General features: G+C 71.1%; 16 protein-coding genes. 8 read left to right on the top strand and 8 right to left on the bottom strand.

What is annotated here, in order from left to right; all coding sequences use genetic code 11:
* Nucleotides 1–69: 69 nt before the first annotated feature.
* Nucleotides 70–927 carry a nitroreductase/quinone reductase family protein gene (locus ACIBEI_RS44350; RefSeq protein ID WP_398896720.1) on the bottom strand — a complete coding sequence of 286 codons (858 nt, stop codon included), beginning with the start codon at nucleotides 925–927 and terminating at the stop codon, nucleotides 70–72.
* Nucleotides 928–1,570: 643 nt separating this feature from the next.
* On the opposite strand from ACIBEI_RS44350, the gene ACIBEI_RS44345 reads away from it, so the two are divergent.
* Entirely contained in the window at nucleotides 1,571–1,966 is a 396-nt protein-coding gene (locus ACIBEI_RS44345) for a hypothetical protein (RefSeq protein ID WP_398896719.1), read from the top strand.
* 142 nt (nucleotides 1,967–2,108) lie between these two features.
* Here ACIBEI_RS44345 and ACIBEI_RS44340 read toward each other — a convergent pair whose 3' ends face one another.
* The 3 genes from ACIBEI_RS44340 to ACIBEI_RS44330 all read right to left on the bottom strand — a co-directional run bounded on the left by ACIBEI_RS44340 (nucleotide 2,109) and on the right by ACIBEI_RS44330 (nucleotide 4,216).
* Nucleotides 2,109–2,525 carry a VOC family protein gene (locus ACIBEI_RS44340; protein WP_398896717.1) on the bottom strand — a complete coding sequence of 139 codons (417 nt, stop codon included), beginning with the start codon at nucleotides 2,523–2,525 and terminating at the stop codon, nucleotides 2,109–2,111.
* A gap of 65 nt (nucleotides 2,526–2,590) precedes the next feature.
* The gene (locus tag ACIBEI_RS44335; protein WP_398896716.1) at nucleotides 2,591–3,463 is read right to left on the bottom strand and encodes a GNAT family N-acetyltransferase; all 873 of its coding nucleotides are present in this window, start codon (nucleotides 3,461–3,463) and stop codon (nucleotides 2,591–2,593) included.
* Nucleotides 3,464–3,676: 213 nt separating this feature from the next.
* The gene (locus tag ACIBEI_RS44330; protein ID WP_398896714.1) at nucleotides 3,677–4,216 is read right to left on the bottom strand and encodes an ATP-binding protein; all 540 of its coding nucleotides are present in this window, start codon (nucleotides 4,214–4,216) and stop codon (nucleotides 3,677–3,679) included.
* 323 nt (nucleotides 4,217–4,539) lie between these two features.
* Here ACIBEI_RS44330 and ACIBEI_RS44325 point away from each other — a divergent pair, with 323 nt between their 5' ends.
* From ACIBEI_RS44325 to gap, 3 genes are all read left to right on the top strand, one after another.
* Nucleotides 4,540–5,103 (top strand): isochorismatase family protein, encoded by a 564-nt coding sequence (locus ACIBEI_RS44325; protein WP_398896712.1) that lies wholly within the window; start codon nucleotides 4,540–4,542, stop codon nucleotides 5,101–5,103.
* Nucleotides 5,104–5,282: 179 nt separating this feature from the next.
* Nucleotides 5,283–6,239: a GlxA family transcriptional regulator gene (locus ACIBEI_RS44320; RefSeq protein WP_398896710.1), complete on the top strand. Its 957-nt coding sequence runs from the start codon at nucleotides 5,283–5,285 to the stop codon at nucleotides 6,237–6,239.
* Between the two features lie 175 nt (nucleotides 6,240–6,414).
* Complete coding sequence (gene gap, locus ACIBEI_RS44315; RefSeq protein ID WP_398896708.1) at nucleotides 6,415–7,413, top strand: type I glyceraldehyde-3-phosphate dehydrogenase; 999 nt, start codon at nucleotides 6,415–6,417, stop codon at nucleotides 7,411–7,413.
* Between the two features lie 118 nt (nucleotides 7,414–7,531).
* Here the strand turns inward: gap and ACIBEI_RS44310 are convergent, their stop codons facing one another.
* Both ACIBEI_RS44310 and ACIBEI_RS44305 read right to left on the bottom strand, forming a co-directional pair.
* Nucleotides 7,532–8,185, bottom strand: coding sequence for a response regulator (locus ACIBEI_RS44310; RefSeq protein WP_398896706.1), 654 nt, complete (start codon nucleotides 8,183–8,185; stop codon nucleotides 7,532–7,534).
* A complete protein-coding gene (locus ACIBEI_RS44305) occupies nucleotides 8,182–9,480 on the bottom strand; it encodes a sensor histidine kinase (protein WP_398896704.1) in 1,299 nt (432 codons plus the stop codon). Before ACIBEI_RS44305 ends, ACIBEI_RS44310 begins: the two co-directional genes overlap by 4 nt.
* 36 nt (nucleotides 9,481–9,516) lie before the next feature.
* On the opposite strand from ACIBEI_RS44305, the gene ACIBEI_RS44300 reads away from it, so the two are divergent.
* Nucleotides 9,517–10,137, top strand: coding sequence for a VanZ family protein (locus tag ACIBEI_RS44300; RefSeq protein ID WP_398896703.1), 621 nt, complete (start codon nucleotides 9,517–9,519; stop codon nucleotides 10,135–10,137).
* A 449-nt stretch (nucleotides 10,138–10,586) separates the two neighbouring features.
* Here the strand turns inward: ACIBEI_RS44300 and ACIBEI_RS44295 are convergent, their stop codons facing one another.
* Nucleotides 10,587–11,090 (bottom strand): NUDIX domain-containing protein, encoded by a 504-nt coding sequence (locus ACIBEI_RS44295; protein ID WP_398896702.1) that lies wholly within the window; start codon nucleotides 11,088–11,090, stop codon nucleotides 10,587–10,589.
* Nucleotides 11,091–11,197: 107 nt separating this feature from the next.
* Between ACIBEI_RS44295 and ACIBEI_RS44290 the strand changes: the two genes are divergently transcribed.
* The 3 genes from ACIBEI_RS44290 to ACIBEI_RS44280 all read left to right on the top strand — a co-directional run bounded on the left by ACIBEI_RS44290 (nucleotide 11,198) and on the right by ACIBEI_RS44280 (nucleotide 13,033).
* Nucleotides 11,198–11,824, top strand: coding sequence for a helix-turn-helix domain-containing protein (locus ACIBEI_RS44290; RefSeq protein WP_398896701.1), 627 nt, complete (start codon nucleotides 11,198–11,200; stop codon nucleotides 11,822–11,824).
* 138 nt (nucleotides 11,825–11,962) lie between these two features.
* Nucleotides 11,963–12,553: a hypothetical protein gene (locus ACIBEI_RS44285; RefSeq protein ID WP_398896700.1), complete on the top strand. Its 591-nt coding sequence runs from the start codon at nucleotides 11,963–11,965 to the stop codon at nucleotides 12,551–12,553.
* Nucleotides 12,554–12,694: 141 nt separating this feature from the next.
* Entirely contained in the window at nucleotides 12,695–13,033 is a 339-nt protein-coding gene (locus tag ACIBEI_RS44280; RefSeq protein ID WP_361058399.1) for a DUF2516 family protein, read from the top strand.
* Between the two features lie 128 nt (nucleotides 13,034–13,161).
* Here ACIBEI_RS44280 and ACIBEI_RS44275 read toward each other — a convergent pair whose 3' ends face one another.
* Entirely contained in the window at nucleotides 13,162–14,613 is a 1,452-nt protein-coding gene (locus ACIBEI_RS44275; RefSeq protein WP_398896699.1) for a PP2C family protein-serine/threonine phosphatase, read from the bottom strand.
* Nucleotides 14,614–15,049: the final 436 nt, after the last annotated feature.

Below are 15,049 nucleotides of genomic sequence, written 5' to 3'. Positions count from 1 at the left end.
CCCCGGCCCGTCGCCCCCGCCGGTTTGCCCCAGCCGGTCGCCCCGCCCGTCGCCGCGCGGGCCGAACACCTAGCGGGCCGGCTCCGTCGGCGGCGCGTCCAGTGCTGGGATCAGCTGCTCCTCCTCGTACGCCAGATGGGTCTCCAGCTCGGCGGTGAGGCGTTCGACCTCTCGGCGGGCGTGCTGGGGATCCGCGGAGTCGTCGCCGATGATCCGCTTCAACTCGGCGGTCAGGGCTGCGATGTGCTCGTGTTCCTCGCGCAGGCGGTCCAGGGCCGGGGCGAGTTCGGGGCGGCTGCCGGCCAGGAACGGGAAGATGCCGAGTTCCTCGCCTGTGTGGTGGTTGTGAAGGCCCGCGCAGAGTGTCAGACAGTTGACGCGGAGCTGGGCGCCGAGCGTGGGTCCGGCGGTGGTGAACTCCTTTCGTATCAGGGCGAGTTCACGGCGGAACCCGTCATGGACGACCTTGAGCCCCTGGCCCATCGAGGAGGCGTTGACGTTCGGCGGGCCGTCGGCGGGGATCTCGTGGAGGGCGACCACCGGGATCACCCGCGTGGTCTTCGCCTGGTAGTCCGCCCAGCCCGGTTCGGCCTCGACCAGACGGGCGAAGGCCTTGTCCCGTTCGGCGCCCGCCAGCGCCTCCGCCGTCGCCTCGTACGTGAACACCCCTGTCTCCACGGTGACTTGAGGGTGCGCGAGCAGGTTGTGGAACCAGTCGGGGTGCTGTGGGGCGCCGGCGGCCGAGGCGATGACCAGCACGCTCGCGCCGCCGTCGGGGTAGTAGGCGACCGGGGTCGTGTGCCGCCCGCCCGAGCGCGCTCCGGTGGTGGTCAGCAGGATCAGCCGGGCACCTTCGAAATAGCCGCCGACCTGGCCCGCGTTGGCACGGAACTCTTCGATGACCTGCTGGTTGAAATCGTTGGGCATTCTCTTCTTTCTTGTCGGTGATTACTGGATCGGGGCATGGGGAATCGCCACGGGGCGAATTCGAGTACGCCCGTGGTAGTGGTGCGGTGATGACGAGATGAAGGCGCGCGAATTCCCGGCAGGGCGAACGCCGGCAGGGCGATGCGCACATGGCGGACGTCGACACGGCGAACGTCCGCCGGGCATGCGCCTGCGGCGGCACCGGCAGGGAGACGTGCGGATACGTGGTGGCACGCGGTACGCGGGAACGGTACGCGGGAACGGCACGCGGAAGCTGTCATACGGCGCGGCGCGGCGTGCCATGGCGCGTGCGGCGCGGCATGGCACTCGTACAGGAAACTCCGTACGAGCGCTCGGCGCGCTTGAATCAGAAAGGGCGGCCCTCTGGCCCGCCCGGGCCTCACTCGGAGGCCGGGAACCCTACTCGCTGTTGGCCCAAGGCCGACCCGGCAGTCACGGAGGAAAGGTTAATGGAATGGGTGCGGTTGGGCAATGCGTGATTTCAGGCCTTGTTCAGGGCTCGTCCGAATGACAAGGACGCCGACTCCGGAGGCCGTTGACGTCTCACCGGTCCCTGGAGAGGACGGGAGCTTGGCCCGGGCGTGGTGGACCGGCGGGGCCCGTCCGTGGTCGACTCCCTGCCATGAGTCTGTCGGTCGATGTGTACGTGCCCAGAGCGGAGGGCGGCATCGAGGTGCTGGACGTTCCGCCCGAGTCCTCCGACGTGGCCGGCTGGGAGCGGTGGCGTACGGAGGTGTGGGGGTCGGAGCCGGTCCGTTCGCTCGGCGCGCGGTTCTTCCCGCGGCTGGCCACCGAGGACCTGACGGTGGCGCCGGACGAGGTGTCCGACTTCCTCGCCGAGTGCGATCTGCTCCGTACGCATCTGGCGCGGATCGCCGATCACATGAGGGCGGAGCCGGGGACCGGGGCGCGGAAGTCCCACGCCGAACACGCCGACGACGTGAGCCGCCGCCTGGACAACATCGTGAACGCGGCTCGACGGGCGTTGGGGATCGGTGGCGGGGTCATCATCTGGTAGCGGGTAGCGGGTAGCGGGTAGCGGGTAGCGGGTAGCGGGTAGCGGGTAGCGGGTAGCGGGCAGCGGGCAGCAGGCAGTGGCTCGGCGACCGCTTCCCCTGTGGTCGCCGAGCCACTCGTCACGCCCCCTGCCGCGCGCCGCGCTACTTCTTGCGCGGCTGGAGGAACCGCAGGAGGTTCCCCGCCGGGTCGCGGAAGGCGCAGTCGCGTACTCCGTACGGCTGGTCCATCGGTTCCTGCAGCACGTCGCCGCCCGCGGCGCGGATCCGCTCGAACAGGGCGTCGCAGTCGTCGGTCCGGAAGATGACGCCGCGCAGGAGCCCCTTGGCCATCAGCTCGGCGACCGCCTGCCGGTCGGCGGGCGTGGCGTTCGGGTCCGCGAGCGGCGGCTCCAGGACGATCTCCACGTCCGGCTGCGAGGGCGAGCCGACGGTCACCCAGCGCATCCCCTCGAATCCGACGTCGTTGCGCACTTCGAGACCGAGCACGTCGCGGTAGAAGTCGAGTGCCTTGTCGTGGTCGTCGACGGCGATGAAGCACTGTGCGAGCTTGAGATCCATGCCCATCACGCTAGTGACCGGCGGCGGGTTTGGCTTCTCCGTTACTGACCTACTGACCTACTGACCTACTGACCGGCAGCTGAGAAGTCGTACGCGGACCAGTCGGTGATCGCGCGATAGCCGAGGCGCCGGTAGAGGGCGTTGCTGGTCGGGTTGGCCACGTCCGCGAACAGGACGACGTCCTTGGCGCCCGCGGCCAGCGCGGCCCGGCTCACCTCCGCCGACACGGCGGCCGCGTAGCCGTGACCGCGCAGGTGGGCCGGGGTGTAGACGACGTCCACCTGGATCTGGCCGCCGATCAGCGGGTTCATGCCGGCGACGGAGACGGGGGTGCCGTCCGGGGTCTCCCAGAGCGTGTAGCGCTTGTCGGCGTAGCGGGTTGTGGCCCAGGTGTCGGCGTTGATGGTGACGTCTTCGCCGACGGCCTTGGAGAACTCGCCGCACCAGAAAACGGCCTCGTCGAGGTCCTGCTCGCCCAGGACACGGGCCCGGCCGGCCGGTAGCGGATCCGGTGGGGTGAGGGTGCCGAGGCCGTACAGACGGACCTGCGTGTCGTGGAGTTTCGGCGTCGCGCCGGTGTGCCGCTGCCAGGCCTCGGCGAAGGCGGTGGCGGTGCTGTGGTCCGCGCTGACACGGGACGGGGAGTGCCCGAGGGCGGCCAGGCGGGCGGCGAGGGAGTCCGCCTGCTCGGGCGTGAGCGGGGAGAGGCCCAGAGCGCGGGGCCGGAGGCGGAAGAAGGTGCCACTGACCTCACCCGCTCGCTCCAGCACGCCGAAGACGGGGGCTTCGGAGCCGAACGAGGCCGCCCCGCGCTTCCGCACTCTCTCGGCCCACGTCAGCTGCATGACATGCGGGCCGGGCCGCGAGCGCAGGAAGTCTCCGGCGCGGGCGAGGAATTCGTCGACGTCATCGGTGAGGTGCCACTCATCTGGGCGCATGCCTCATGGTTCCCCAGGCGGCCGGTGTGCCCCGTGCTTTTCCGCCAGCGCGGGGCAGCCCGACTTCCGCACAGTTGCTCGGGGCACCCCGCCGGAAGCGCGGCGACCGCCGCCGCGATCGTTGTCCTGAAATCGCCAGCGAGGTCGTCGAGCCCGCGTCGGAGCCAGGGCCCGCATACCCGACGACCTGCGGGTTCGGGGCAGGAATGGGGGCTAACCGTCGTTGCCCCCGACCCGCTCCGCGATCTGCAGGGCGGCCTCGGCGGGCGTGAGGTGCGTGGTGTCCACGACCTCGGCCTCGGCGTGCAGCCAGGTGCGGGCCGCCTCGGCGTAGGGCTCCAGGTACCGGAGGCGGAACGGGGAGTCGGGGCCGAGAACGGTGTCGCCCGCGATGCGTCCGCGGAGGGTGTCCTGGTCGGCGTGGAGGACGAAGTGCCGTACCGGAATGGCGTGTTGGGCGAGGCCCGAGCTGATCTCGCGCCAGTACTGCTCGACCAGGACGGTCATGGGCATCACCAGGGTGCCGCCCGCGTAGTCGAGTACGCGTCGGGCGGTCTCGACCACGAGCGGCCGCCACGGCGGCCAGTGCTGGAAGTTGTCCGTCCCGGGCCCGGGCAGCGCCGGCGCGATGTCCATGAGCGTCTCGCCGACCTTCTCGGCGTCGAACACCCGCGAGTCCGGGATGAGCCGCTGTACGAGTGCGCCGGTCGTCGTCTTGCCCGCGCCGTGCGTGCCGTTGAGCCATACGATCATGGGATCCGACGCTATCGCCGCGCGGCGGGCCGCGGGAACCCGTGAAGAGCGGGGCTATTCGTACGTGGCCGACCCCGGCATCGGCGCGCCCTCCAGGGGCGCGGGGAACTGCGCGACAAGCCCCCACCGCCCCGCAGCCAAAACACGGCGGAATTCCGGTACGGCTTCGGCGGCCTCCGCCGGAACAGTCTCGAGGGTTCGGCTCTCGGGCTCCGCCGGCAGGTGTGGCCGGTGGCAGCCCTGCCCGGAAGGGTGAAAAGCGGGTGTCGACCTTCCGGCGAAAACCGTCGCCCCGGCCATCCGCGCCCCAATACGGTGCCCTCATGCCCCATACACCCGCGCTCCTCGTCCTCGACATGCAGAACGCCGCCGTGGCCATCTCCCACCGGCCGAAGGAGACCGTCGCCACGATCGCCCTGCTCCAGGAACGCGCTCGTGGCGCCGGCGTGCCCGTCATCACGGTCCAGCACGACGGTCCTGGGCTGGAGCCCGGCACGGAAGCGTGGCGGATCGTGCCCGAACTGGCCCCTGGTGAGGGCGAGAAGGTCGTCAGGAAGGGCACCGCCGACGCCTTTCTGGACAGCGACCTCGGCCCGTTGCTCACAGAACTCGGCGTCACCGAGGTGGTCGTGACCGGGTTCGCCACCGAGTTCTGCGTGGACACGACCGCACGGCAGGCACTCAGCCGCGGGTACGACCTCGTGCTCGTCGCCGACGGTCACACCACCTCCGCCCGCCCGGACGTGGACGGGTTCGTCGCGTCCGATCGTGCCGTCATGCACCACAACGCCATCTACCGGCACATCGGGTTCCCGGCGCGCGGCATCCGTGTCCTGCCCGCGGCCGAGGTGGACTTCACCGCCCCGCCGGTTCCTGCCCCGGCCTGAATCCGCTCCGGTCGGCGCGAGCGCCTGCCCCGTCCGCGCGCTGGTGGGGCGTATCGAGGGCACGCCCGCGGGGAGGTGGGGCGTATCGAGGGCGCGCCCCGCGGGGAGGTGGGGGCGTATCGGAGTCACGTCGAAGTCACGTCGGAGTCACGCCCCACCTCCCCACGTAACCTCTTCCTGTGCCCGCACCCCGCCTGCATCGCGTCGCCGTCCTTGTACTTGAGGGTGCGAAGCCGCTCGATGTCGGAATTCCCGCGCAGGTGTTCACGACCCGCGCGAGCATGCCGTACGAGGTGCGGGTGTGCGGGGCGACACCCGGTCTCGTGACCGGCGGCGACGGCCTGGCGTACTCCGTCGCCCACGGCCTCGACGCGCTCGCGTGGGCCGACATCGTCTTCGTACCCGGCTACCGGTTCCCGGACCGCGAGGACCCGCCGCGGGCCGTCGTCGAGGCGCTGATCGCCGCCCACGACAGGGGTGCGCGGCTCGCCGCCATCTCGACGGGCGCCTTCGCGCTCGCCGCCACCGGGCTGCTCGACGGCAGGCGCGCCACGACGCACTGGCACTACACGCGGGCACTGGCGGCCAGGCATCCGCTCGTCCGGGTCGACGAGAACGTGCTGTTCGTCGACGAGGGCAGCGTGCTCACCTCGGCCGGCGCCGCCTCCGGCATCGACCTGTGCCTGCACATCCTGCGCGGCGACCTCGGAGTCGCCGCGTCCAACCACGCGGCCCGGCGGCTGGTCGCGGCCCCCTACCGCAGCGGCGGCCAGGCCCAGTACGTGCCGCGCAGCGTCCCCGAGCCGCTCGGCGAGCGGTTCGCCGTCACCCGCGAGTGGGCGCTGCACCGGCTCGGAGAGCCCCTCACCCTCGACGTACTGGCGCGGCAGGCGGGCGTCTCGCCGCGTACGTTCTCCCGGCGCTTCGTCGAGGAGACCGGCTACACGCCGATGCAGTGGGTGATGCGCGCCCGCATCGACCTGGCCCGCGAACTGCTCGAACGCTCGCAGCGCAGCGTCGAACAGATCGCCGCCGACATCGGGCTCGGGACCGGCGCGAACCTGCGCCTGCACTTCCAGCGCATCCTCGGCACGACACCGAGCGAGTACCGGCGCACGTTCACGCGGGGCGAGTGACCCGGCCGCCAGGCACCGTGCGGAGGGCGGGGCGGGGGCATGGGTGGGGGCGTGGGTGGCGTGCTGCCGGGGCGTGGCGGGATCCTTTTGAACCATGGCGATCCCGCCACTGTCAGCGGCGCCGGACGCGGGCGAGCCTGGTCCCGAACGGTCTGGAATGGAAGGGACACCACTCATGACTCGCATCGCCATCAACGGATTCGGCCGCATCGGACGCAATGTGCTGCGCGCACTGCTGGAGCGCGACAGCGCCCTGGAGGTCGTCGCCGTCAACGACCTGACGGAGCCCGCCACTCTCGCCCGGCTGCTCGCCTTCGACAGCACGGCCGGCCGGCTCGGGCGGCCGGTGACCGTCGACGGGGACGTACTCGTCGTCGACGGCCGTCGGATCAAGGTGCTGGCCGAGCGCGAACCGGCGCAGCTGCCGTGGGCGGAACTCGGCGTCGACATCGTCCTGGAGGCCACCGGCCGGTTCACCTCGGCCAAGGCCGCCCAGGCGCACCTCGACGCGGGCGCGCGCAAGGTGCTCGTCAGCGCGCCGTCGGACGGCGCCGACATCACGCTCGCGTTCGGCGTCAACACCGACGCGTACGACCCGGCCGTGCACACGATCGTCTCGAACGCCTCCTGCACGACCAACGCGCTCGCGCCACTGGCCAAGGTGCTCGACGACCTCGCCGGTATCGAGCACGGGTTCATGACGACGGTGCACGCCTACACGCAGGAGCAGAACCTCCAGGACGGCCCGCACCGCGACGCCCGTCGCGCCCGGGCCGCCGGCGTCAACATCGTGCCGACCACGACCGGCGCCGCCAAGGCGATCGGCCTGGTGCTGCCGAACCTCGAAGGCAAGCTGTCGGGCGACTCGATCCGCGTACCGGTCCCGGTGGGCTCGATCGTCGAACTCAACACGACCGTCGCCCGCGACGTGACGCGCGACGACGTGCTGGCGGCGTACCGCACGGCGGCGGAGGGCCCGCTGGCAGGCGTCCTCGAATACTCGGAGGACCCGCTGGTGTCGTCCGACATCGTGGGCAACCCCGCCTCGTCGATCTTCGACTCGGCCCTCACCCGCGTCGACGGCCGCCACGTCAAGGTCGTCGCCTGGTACGACAACGAGTGGGGCTTCTCGAACCGCGTGATCGACACACTCGAACTCCTCACCACCGGCTGACGGGACGCGGGGGTGGTACGCCGCCTCCGGCGCCTTTTTATGGGGGGGAAGGCGGAACCGGGGCAGGGCTTCGGCACAGCAGGAGAGACGGTCGCCGGGACGACGGTCGTTCCCGGTCTCACTCCTGGCCGACGAGGCCGGATTCCCAGGCCCAGGCGGCGATCTCCACCCGGTTCCGGGCGTGCAGCTTGGCCTGCACGTTCCCCAAGTGGGTCTTCACCGTCCCCACCGTGATGGTCAGTGCGGCGGCGATCTCCGCGTTGGTACAGCCCCGGGCCACCAGGCGCACGAGGTCCAGCTCGCGTGCGGACAGGGGGCTCGGCGCCACCTGACGGCCGGGCGCCGGAGCGTTCAGACGGCGCAGCAGCCGCACCGTGACGGAGGGGCTGACCAGCGCTTCACCCGAGGCCGCCGCCCGCACGGCCTCGACGAGCAGGGCCGGACCGGAGTCCTTGATCAGAAAACCGCAGGCACCGTCGCGCAGCGCGCGGTGGACGTACTCGTCGTCGTCGAAGGTCGTCGCCACGACAACCTTCGGCGGGTCGACGGCGCCGGGGCGGTTCAGCCGGCGCAGCGCGTCGAGGCCGTCGAGGCGGGGCATCCGGATGTCCATCAGCACCACGTCGGGGCGGTACCGCTCGGCGAGTTCCACCGCCTGAAGGCCGTCCACCGCTTCGGCCACGACCTCGATGTCGTCCTCGGCGCCCAGGATCATCGTGAATCCGGCGCGGACCATGGCCTGGTCGTCGGCGATCAGTACGCGGATGGTCAACGGGTCCCTCCGCCCGGGACGCGGACCGGGGCCGGGGCGGCCGGAAGGGTGGCTTCGACGCTCCAGCCACCCTCCGCGGCCGGGCCCGTCCGGAGGTCACCGCCGACCAGGTTCACCCGTTCGGCCAGCCCTCGCAGTCCGAACCCACCACCGGAGGTACGGCGCGGCCGGCCGTCGTCATTGACCCGTACCGTGAGGCCGTCGCCGTGCCGGACCGCGTACACCTCCACCTCGGTGCAGCCCTGGGCGTGTTTGCGTACGTTGGTCAGCGCCTCCATCACCACCCGGTGGGCGGTGGTGGTCACCTCCACCGGCAGGTCGTCGAACGGACCCGTCAGTTCGAGCCGGGCCGAGGCGCCGCCGACCGCCGAGAACTCCTCGACGAGCGAGCGCACCTCTGCCATCCCGGCCAACGGCGCGAGGGCCGGTGCCCCGTCGGCGTTCCGCAGCATCCCGACCATCTGCCGCATGGACGTCAGCGCCTCCGACCCGGCGTGTTCGATCCGCTCCAGCGCCGGTGGCACCAGCTCCGGCCGCCGCTGCGCGATCGCCAGCGCGCCCTGTGCCTGCACCACGATCCCGGTCACGTGGTGGGCGACGAAGTCATGCAGATCACGGGCGAACTCGGCCCGCTGCTCAAGGCGCAGCGCCGCCGCCCGCCGCCGCCGGTCCGCCACGACCAGCCGCCAGGCGACGCCGGCGCCCAGAACCGCGGTCGCCCCAACGGCGAAGATCAGCGCCACGATGACGCTGTTCTCCCCTACCGCGACCGCCAGCGGCCGCAGCACGATCGCCGCCCACAGCAGCGGAGGTGCCGCCCACGCCACCCAGCCCCGCCGCCCGCGCAGCGTGACGAGCAGCATCAGCCACAGCAGCGCCGCCGGCTCCGCGAACCCGTACGCGTCCGAGGCCACGGGATCCGGAGCGCTGCCGGGACCGGCGCGCAACAGGACCGATACCGCCAGCGACGTCACCCCCACCAGAGCACCGACCACGGGCAGGGCCCGCGCACCGAGCCACGGCGTGCCGACGACGGCGACCACCGCCAGCAGGGCGCTGACCGGCTTGGCGGAACGGTTGCCGAATCTGTCGTCGATGCCCAGCGCCAGGTAGTCGAACCACAACACCAGGAACACCAGCGCCAGCCACACCACCCACACCAGCCATGCCAGCCATGTCGCCCAGGACCACCGGACGCCGCGCGCCGCTCCACCGAAAGTCGTAGCGGGCGGCGCGAGATCTGGCTTTCGGCCGATCCGGCGCTCCGGACCGCCGGGCAGAGTCGACTTGGTCAAGCCGGTTACGCGATCCGTCACACCAAGGAGCATGTCATGAGCGGGATCACCTTCCGCATCGAATCCATTGAGGTGCTCGGGCCGCTCCTCGCCGCCTTCACCGTGCTCTTCGCCGTTCGTGCCACCCGTCAACGGCCGGGCTGGCACGGCAGGCCCGCGCTCACCCGGCTCGTGGCGGTCCTGTACGCGGCGGGTGCCCTGCACTTCACCCTGTTCCCGATCATCGTGGACCGGGGCCAGAACCTCTCCCCCTGGACCAATCAGGTCCAGCTGATCCCTCTCACGGGCCTCCTCGGCATGGATGTCTCGTTCCCGCTCAATGTGATCCTGTTCCTCCCCTTCGGGATGCTGCTCCCTCTCATGACCCGCCGGGAACTCGGCCCGGGGCGGGTCGCCCTTCGTGCCCTGGCCGTGAGCGCCTCGATCGAACTCACCCAACTCGGCATGTACATCCTGTTCAGCAACGGCCGAGGGGCGGATGTCGACGACCTCATCACCAACACCCTCGGCGCCGCGTTCGGCTGCCTCCTCCTCCGCCTCGCACTCCGCTCCACCGCTTTCTCCCATCTCACCCGCACCTTCGCTCTCCCGGGCACCGCCTTCGCCTCCCCCACCCCCGAAGCCCGGCCCACCCCGGCAACGGACCGGGCCGTCTGACTGCCGACGCCCACATCGAGCGACCTCAAGCGAGCGACCTCAAGTACGGCCGTACGTGTGCGTCGGTGCCCAAAGGCCCCGCAGCCGCGAGAGCAGCGGATCGCGTTCCCCCATGACGACAGCTACGGCCCAGGCCACGAAGTTGCGGCTTCGGAGCTGGTGGCAAGGGACCCCAGTCTGGTCGAGTGCCAGGCTCAGGAAGCGGAGCCCGGTGGAACGGCTGGTCTGCCAAGACAACCCACGACGGGCACCTTGTGGAACCGCCCGGATCCGACGCCTGCTGACAGTCCCGGTGGACCAGATCGTCTGAGACGCCGGGTGAAGCGGACCAGACTCGAAGCGCTGAGCACGAGATCTGTCGCCGTATTCGCATCGTTGTTGACGTGTTCCATGCTTTTTGCAGGCAAGTTGGCCGCAAGCGAGCGCCCCAGCCCGAGAAGCGGGCAAGGTCAGGACCGCGCGGTCCGGAACGCGGGATACCGGCTGAAGGTTTCGTGGCTGTCGGGGGTGAAGCGCCACTCCAGCAGGGCCGACCGCAGCTCCGGCTCGGTCAGCCAGCCGTGCCAGGCGACCTCATCAGGATCGGCGGCCACCGTGTCCGGCACCACGGCTTCGTGCACCCCGAGCCAGTGAGGGCTCAAACCGCTGCGGTTGATGAACGTGAACAGCAAGCGCGGCAGCACACGAACGCCCAGCTCTTCGGCCAGCTCCCGCGCGGCGGCCTGTTCATAGGACTCGCCGACATCCACGGCGCCACCGACCACGACCTCGTAGAGCCCGGGGAAGCGCGACAGCCGCTCCGACCGCCGGTGAACGAGGATCCGGCCACGGCTGTCACGACACACCGTCACGGCGACCCGGTGCAGCCAACCCTCCCGGACGGCCTGCCGACGGCTGACGACCACCCCCAGCACGCGATCTTGATGGTCAACACGCTCCACCAGTTCGTCCACGACGCACACCCTGGCAGAGCCCACTGACAACGCCGCCGAAAGTGGCGTGGCGCACTTTTGCAAGCATGTGCTTGCAATAGTTAGCGGGCGTGGTGCAGGGTGGGGGCATGGCATCGCTCAACGTCGGCAATCTCGGTGAGTATCTGCGTGAACAGCGGCGCAACGCGCAGCTGTCCCTGCGGCAGCTCGCCGAGGCCGCCGGGGTGTCCAATCCGTATCTGAGCCAGATCGAGCGCGGGCTGCGCAAGCCGAGCGCGGAGGTGTTGCAGCAGGTCGCCAAGGCCCTGCGGATCTCCGCCGAGACGCTGTACGTCCGTGCCGGGATCCTCGACGCCGAGCGGGACCGGGACGAGGTGGAGACGCGTGCCGTCATCCTCGCCGACCCGACGCTCAACGAGCGGCAGAAGCAGGTGCTGCTCCAGATCTACGAGTCCTTCCGCAAGGAGAACGGGTTCGAGATCGAGGTCGGGATCAAGGCGGTCGAGGAGGCTCTGGGCGTCCCCGGTGCGGCAGACGCACCGGACGCGACCGGCACGGCCGGCGTAACGGACGTGACGGATGGCCCGGACACCGTCGTTGACAGGGCCCGCACGGCCGACGGCAGCGATGCCGGAGCGAACGACCCGCACGACCTGTACGACGAGCACGATCCGTACGACCAGCAGGACCCGCAGGACAAGAACGACCCGCAGGACAGGAACGACCCTCAAGACCAGCAGTCCTCCGCGAGCTGAACGGGCACGTCATGACGAGCACGGCGTGGCCGGTACGGCACGACCGGGCACGGCATGGAACGGCCCGGCCGGCGGCGGAGTACCGCACCACAAAACCCTCACGCTTCAAGCACTAGCGATTCCGGGAGGACCATCGCCATGGCCATCACCGACGACCTGCGCAAGACCTTCAGCGACCCGACCCCGCTCTACTTCGCCGCCGGCACCGCCGACCTGGCCATCCAGCAGGCCAAGAAGGTGCCCGGCATCGTCGAGCAGCTTCGTGCCGAGGCGCCCGCTCGCATCGACGCCGTACGCGGCATCGACCCGAACGAGGTCCAGGAGAAGGCCACCGCCCGCGCCAAGGAGGCGCAGGAGACCATTCAGACCAAGGTGAACGAGTTCATCGGCACCCTGGACACCGACCTGAAGAAGATCGGTGAGACGGCTCAGGACTTCGCCCTCCGCAGCGTCGGCGTGGCCGCCGAGTACGCCGTGAAGGCGCGCGAGACGTACGAGAAGGTCGCCGAGCGCGGCGAGCAGACCGTGAAGACCTGGCGCGGCGAGGCCGCCGAGGAGATCGAGGAACTGGCCGTGGCCGTCGAGCCGAAGCCGGAGCCGGTCGAGGTCAAGGACGAGAAGCCCGCCGAGGCCAAGGCCGAGCCCGCCCCGGCGAAGAAGACCGCGGCCAAGAAGGCCCCGGCCGCCCGCAAGACCACCGCGAAGAAGACCACGCCGCCCGCGAAGTAGGCGCGGCGCCGCCGCCGGGCAACGGCGGCGGGGCGTTATGAGAACGGGTCGGGGACTCCGGGCACTATCGGAGTCCCCGACCCGTTCTGCGGGTACGGTGACCGCGTAGGGACGAGGACTCGAATCGGGTAGGTGGGCCAAGTGCTGTTGACCGCGTTCGGCGGCTTCATGTCGCTGATCTTCCTCGGCATGCTGGTGCTCGCGGTGGTGGCGCTGGTGATGGCCGGCCTGGCGCGCGACGACGCGTACCGCGCCGCGAACAAGCAGAGCAAGATGTTCTGGCTGGTCATCCTGGGCGTCACGGTGGCCGTGAATCTGCTGGTCCCGATGGTGTTCCTGCAGATCGCCGGCCTCATCGCCACGATCGTCTTCTTCGTCGACGTCCGGCCCGCGCTCAGGCAGGTCTCGGGTGGCGGAGGCGGCCGCCGAGGCGGAAGCAGCAGCGACGGCCCGTACGGCCCGTACAACGGCGGCCGCTGAGCCCGCCCCTCCCCAGTCGCACACCCGCGCCCCTTCAGGGGCGCGGGGAACTGCGCGACCAGCCACAGCCGGCCCCAGCCACAGCCGGCCCGCAGCCAGGGAACAGCGGGACCCCGCGGAGCGGCCCGCTAAGCCACCCGGTCCAGCAGCAGCACAGCCACGTCGTCCGTCAGCTCTCCGCCATTGAGGTCCCGCACCTCGTTCACAGCGGCCCGCAGCAGCTCCTCGCCCCGCAGCCCCTGCGCCAACTGGCGGCGGACCATGTCCACCATCCCGTCCTGGCCGAGCCGCTCCCGGCCCTCGCCGGTCCGGCCCTCGATCAGGCCGTCCGTGTAGAGCATCAGACTCCACTCGCCGCCCAGCTCCACCTGCCGGCGCGGCCAGCGGGCGTTCGGCAGCAGACCCAGCGCCGGGCCGCCGTTCTCGTACGGCAGCAGCTCGGCGACGGGAGGAGCCGGCTCCACGGCTCCGTCCGCGCCGATGGCGGCGCGCGAACGGGCGGGGCGCGAGATGAGCGGAGCCGGGTGACCGGCCAGGCACAGACCCGCGCGGCGGCCGTCCGGTGCGATGTCCACCGTGCAGAGCGTCGCGAAGATCTCGTCGTTGTCGCGCTCGTGCTCCAGGACCTGCTGGAGCGTGGAGAGCAGCTCGTCGCCGCACAGGCCCGCCAGTGTCAGCGCGCGCCAGGCGATCCGCAGCTCCACGCCGAGCGCGGCCTCGTCGGGGCCGTGGCCGCAGACGTCGCCGATCATGGCGTGCACGGTGCCGTCGGGGGTGCGGACGGTGTCGTAGAAGTCGCCGCCGAGCAGCGCGCGCGAGCGGCCGGGCCGGTAGCGCGCGGCGAACCGCAGCGAGGAGCCTTCGAGGAGGGGCGTGGGCAGCAGGCCGCGCTCAAGACGCGCGTTCTCCTGAGCGCGCAGCTTGGACTCGGTGAGCCGCCGCTCGGCCGTGTCGGAACGCTTCCGTTCCACCGCGTACCGGATCGCGCGGCTGAGCAGCCGGCTGTCCAGTTCGTCGCGGAAGAGGTAGTCCTGGGCCCCGACGCGCACCGCCTCGGCGCCGTGCTCGGCGTCCTCGGACGCGGTGAGCGCGAGGACGGCGTGCCTCGGCGCGAGCCGCAGCACGTGCTTGAGCGTGGCCAGCTCGTCCTCCGGCCCGACGTCGGCGGCCGTCCGGCCGCCGGTCGTCAGCGCGAGGTCGAGCAGGATGCACTGGACGTCGTCGGTCAGCAGCCGCTCGGCCTCGGTGAGGTTGCGGGCGGTACGGATACGTATGGGCTTGCCGGCCGAGTCCAGGAGGGTGGGCACGTTCAGCGAGCCGGCCGGGTCGTCCTCGATCACGAGCAGCGTCAGCGGGGCCGTGCCGGTCTGGGCACTGCCGTTGTGGAGGCCGCCGTGGTGGGCGTCGCTCCCGTGGTCGGTGTCGCCGCAGGTGTCGCGGCTCGTCGAGGGCGGCGCCTGGCCGGACAGGGCGCCGGGTGCGGGCACGGCCTGAGCCGGTCCGCCGGTTGAGGACGCGGCGCGAGCCTGACCACCTTCCACGGCGGGGATCGCTCTCTGCCGCGGTACGGGTACGGGCATCGTCTGGGTTCCTTCCCTCCCCCCGAGGGCACGGTGGATCGAGGGGTCTCGGTCCACCGACGGGGACCATAGCGTCAGCCGCCGCCACAAAGGAATGGCGGAGGCCCTGGCACGTTCAAAACAGCCACCGTCATATGCCGCATCCCGTACCGCAATTGGGCAGGATGCGCCCTTTTCCGGGATGACGTACATCACGCCCCGGGGGTTGCCGGGCCGCCCTGAACGTGCCGCGCATCACGTGCGACAGGTCACGCCGATGGCGGAACCAAAGCGACCAAGTGCCACTTGTCATGACGTATGACCCCGGTGGGTGGGTGAGCGTTCCGGGTCGGGTCGTGTGCCCGGTCCGGGGCGACGGGTGGGCTTCCGGGTCGTCGTGTGCCCGGTCCGGGGCGACGGTGAGCGTCCCCGACCGGTCGTCCGGCCCGGGTGGACC

Origin of the sequence: Streptomyces sp. NPDC050988, assembly GCF_044456225.1 — a bacterium.
Taxonomy (GTDB): domain Bacteria; phylum Actinomycetota; class Actinomycetes; order Streptomycetales; family Streptomycetaceae; genus Streptomyces.
The sequence above is the reverse complement of the archived record's forward strand: the minus strand, read 5'-3'. Positions and strand labels throughout refer to the sequence as shown.

What these genes read in the sequence shown, in the direction of transcription:
- gap (WP_398896708.1), top strand. Translation starts at nt 6,415, where the DNA reads ATGACTCGCATCGCCATCAACGGATTCGGCCGCATCGGACGCAATGTG.
- ACIBEI_RS44345 (WP_398896719.1), top strand. Translation starts at nt 1,571, where the DNA reads ATGAGTCTGTCGGTCGATGTGTACGTGCCCAGAGCGGAGGGCGGCATC.
- ACIBEI_RS44275 (WP_398896699.1), bottom strand. Translation starts at nt 14,613, where the DNA reads ATGCCCGTACCCGTACCGCGGCAGAGAGCGATCCCCGCCGTGGAAGGT.
- ACIBEI_RS44290 (WP_398896701.1), top strand. Translation starts at nt 11,198, where the DNA reads ATGGCATCGCTCAACGTCGGCAATCTCGGTGAGTATCTGCGTGAACAG.
- ACIBEI_RS44300 (WP_398896703.1), top strand. Translation starts at nt 9,517, where the DNA reads ATGAGCGGGATCACCTTCCGCATCGAATCCATTGAGGTGCTCGGGCCG.
- ACIBEI_RS44330 (WP_398896714.1), bottom strand. Translation starts at nt 4,216, where the DNA reads ATGATCGTATGGCTCAACGGCACGCACGGCGCGGGCAAGACGACGACC.
- ACIBEI_RS44350 (WP_398896720.1), bottom strand. Translation starts at nt 927, where the DNA reads ATGCCCAACGATTTCAACCAGCAGGTCATCGAAGAGTTCCGTGCCAAC.
- ACIBEI_RS44285 (WP_398896700.1), top strand. Translation starts at nt 11,963, where the DNA reads ATGGCCATCACCGACGACCTGCGCAAGACCTTCAGCGACCCGACCCCG.
- ACIBEI_RS44335 (WP_398896716.1), bottom strand. Translation starts at nt 3,463, where the DNA reads ATGCGCCCAGATGAGTGGCACCTCACCGATGACGTCGACGAATTCCTC.
- ACIBEI_RS44325 (WP_398896712.1), top strand. Translation starts at nt 4,540, where the DNA reads ATGCCCCATACACCCGCGCTCCTCGTCCTCGACATGCAGAACGCCGCC.
- ACIBEI_RS44340 (WP_398896717.1), bottom strand. Translation starts at nt 2,525, where the DNA reads ATGGATCTCAAGCTCGCACAGTGCTTCATCGCCGTCGACGACCACGAC.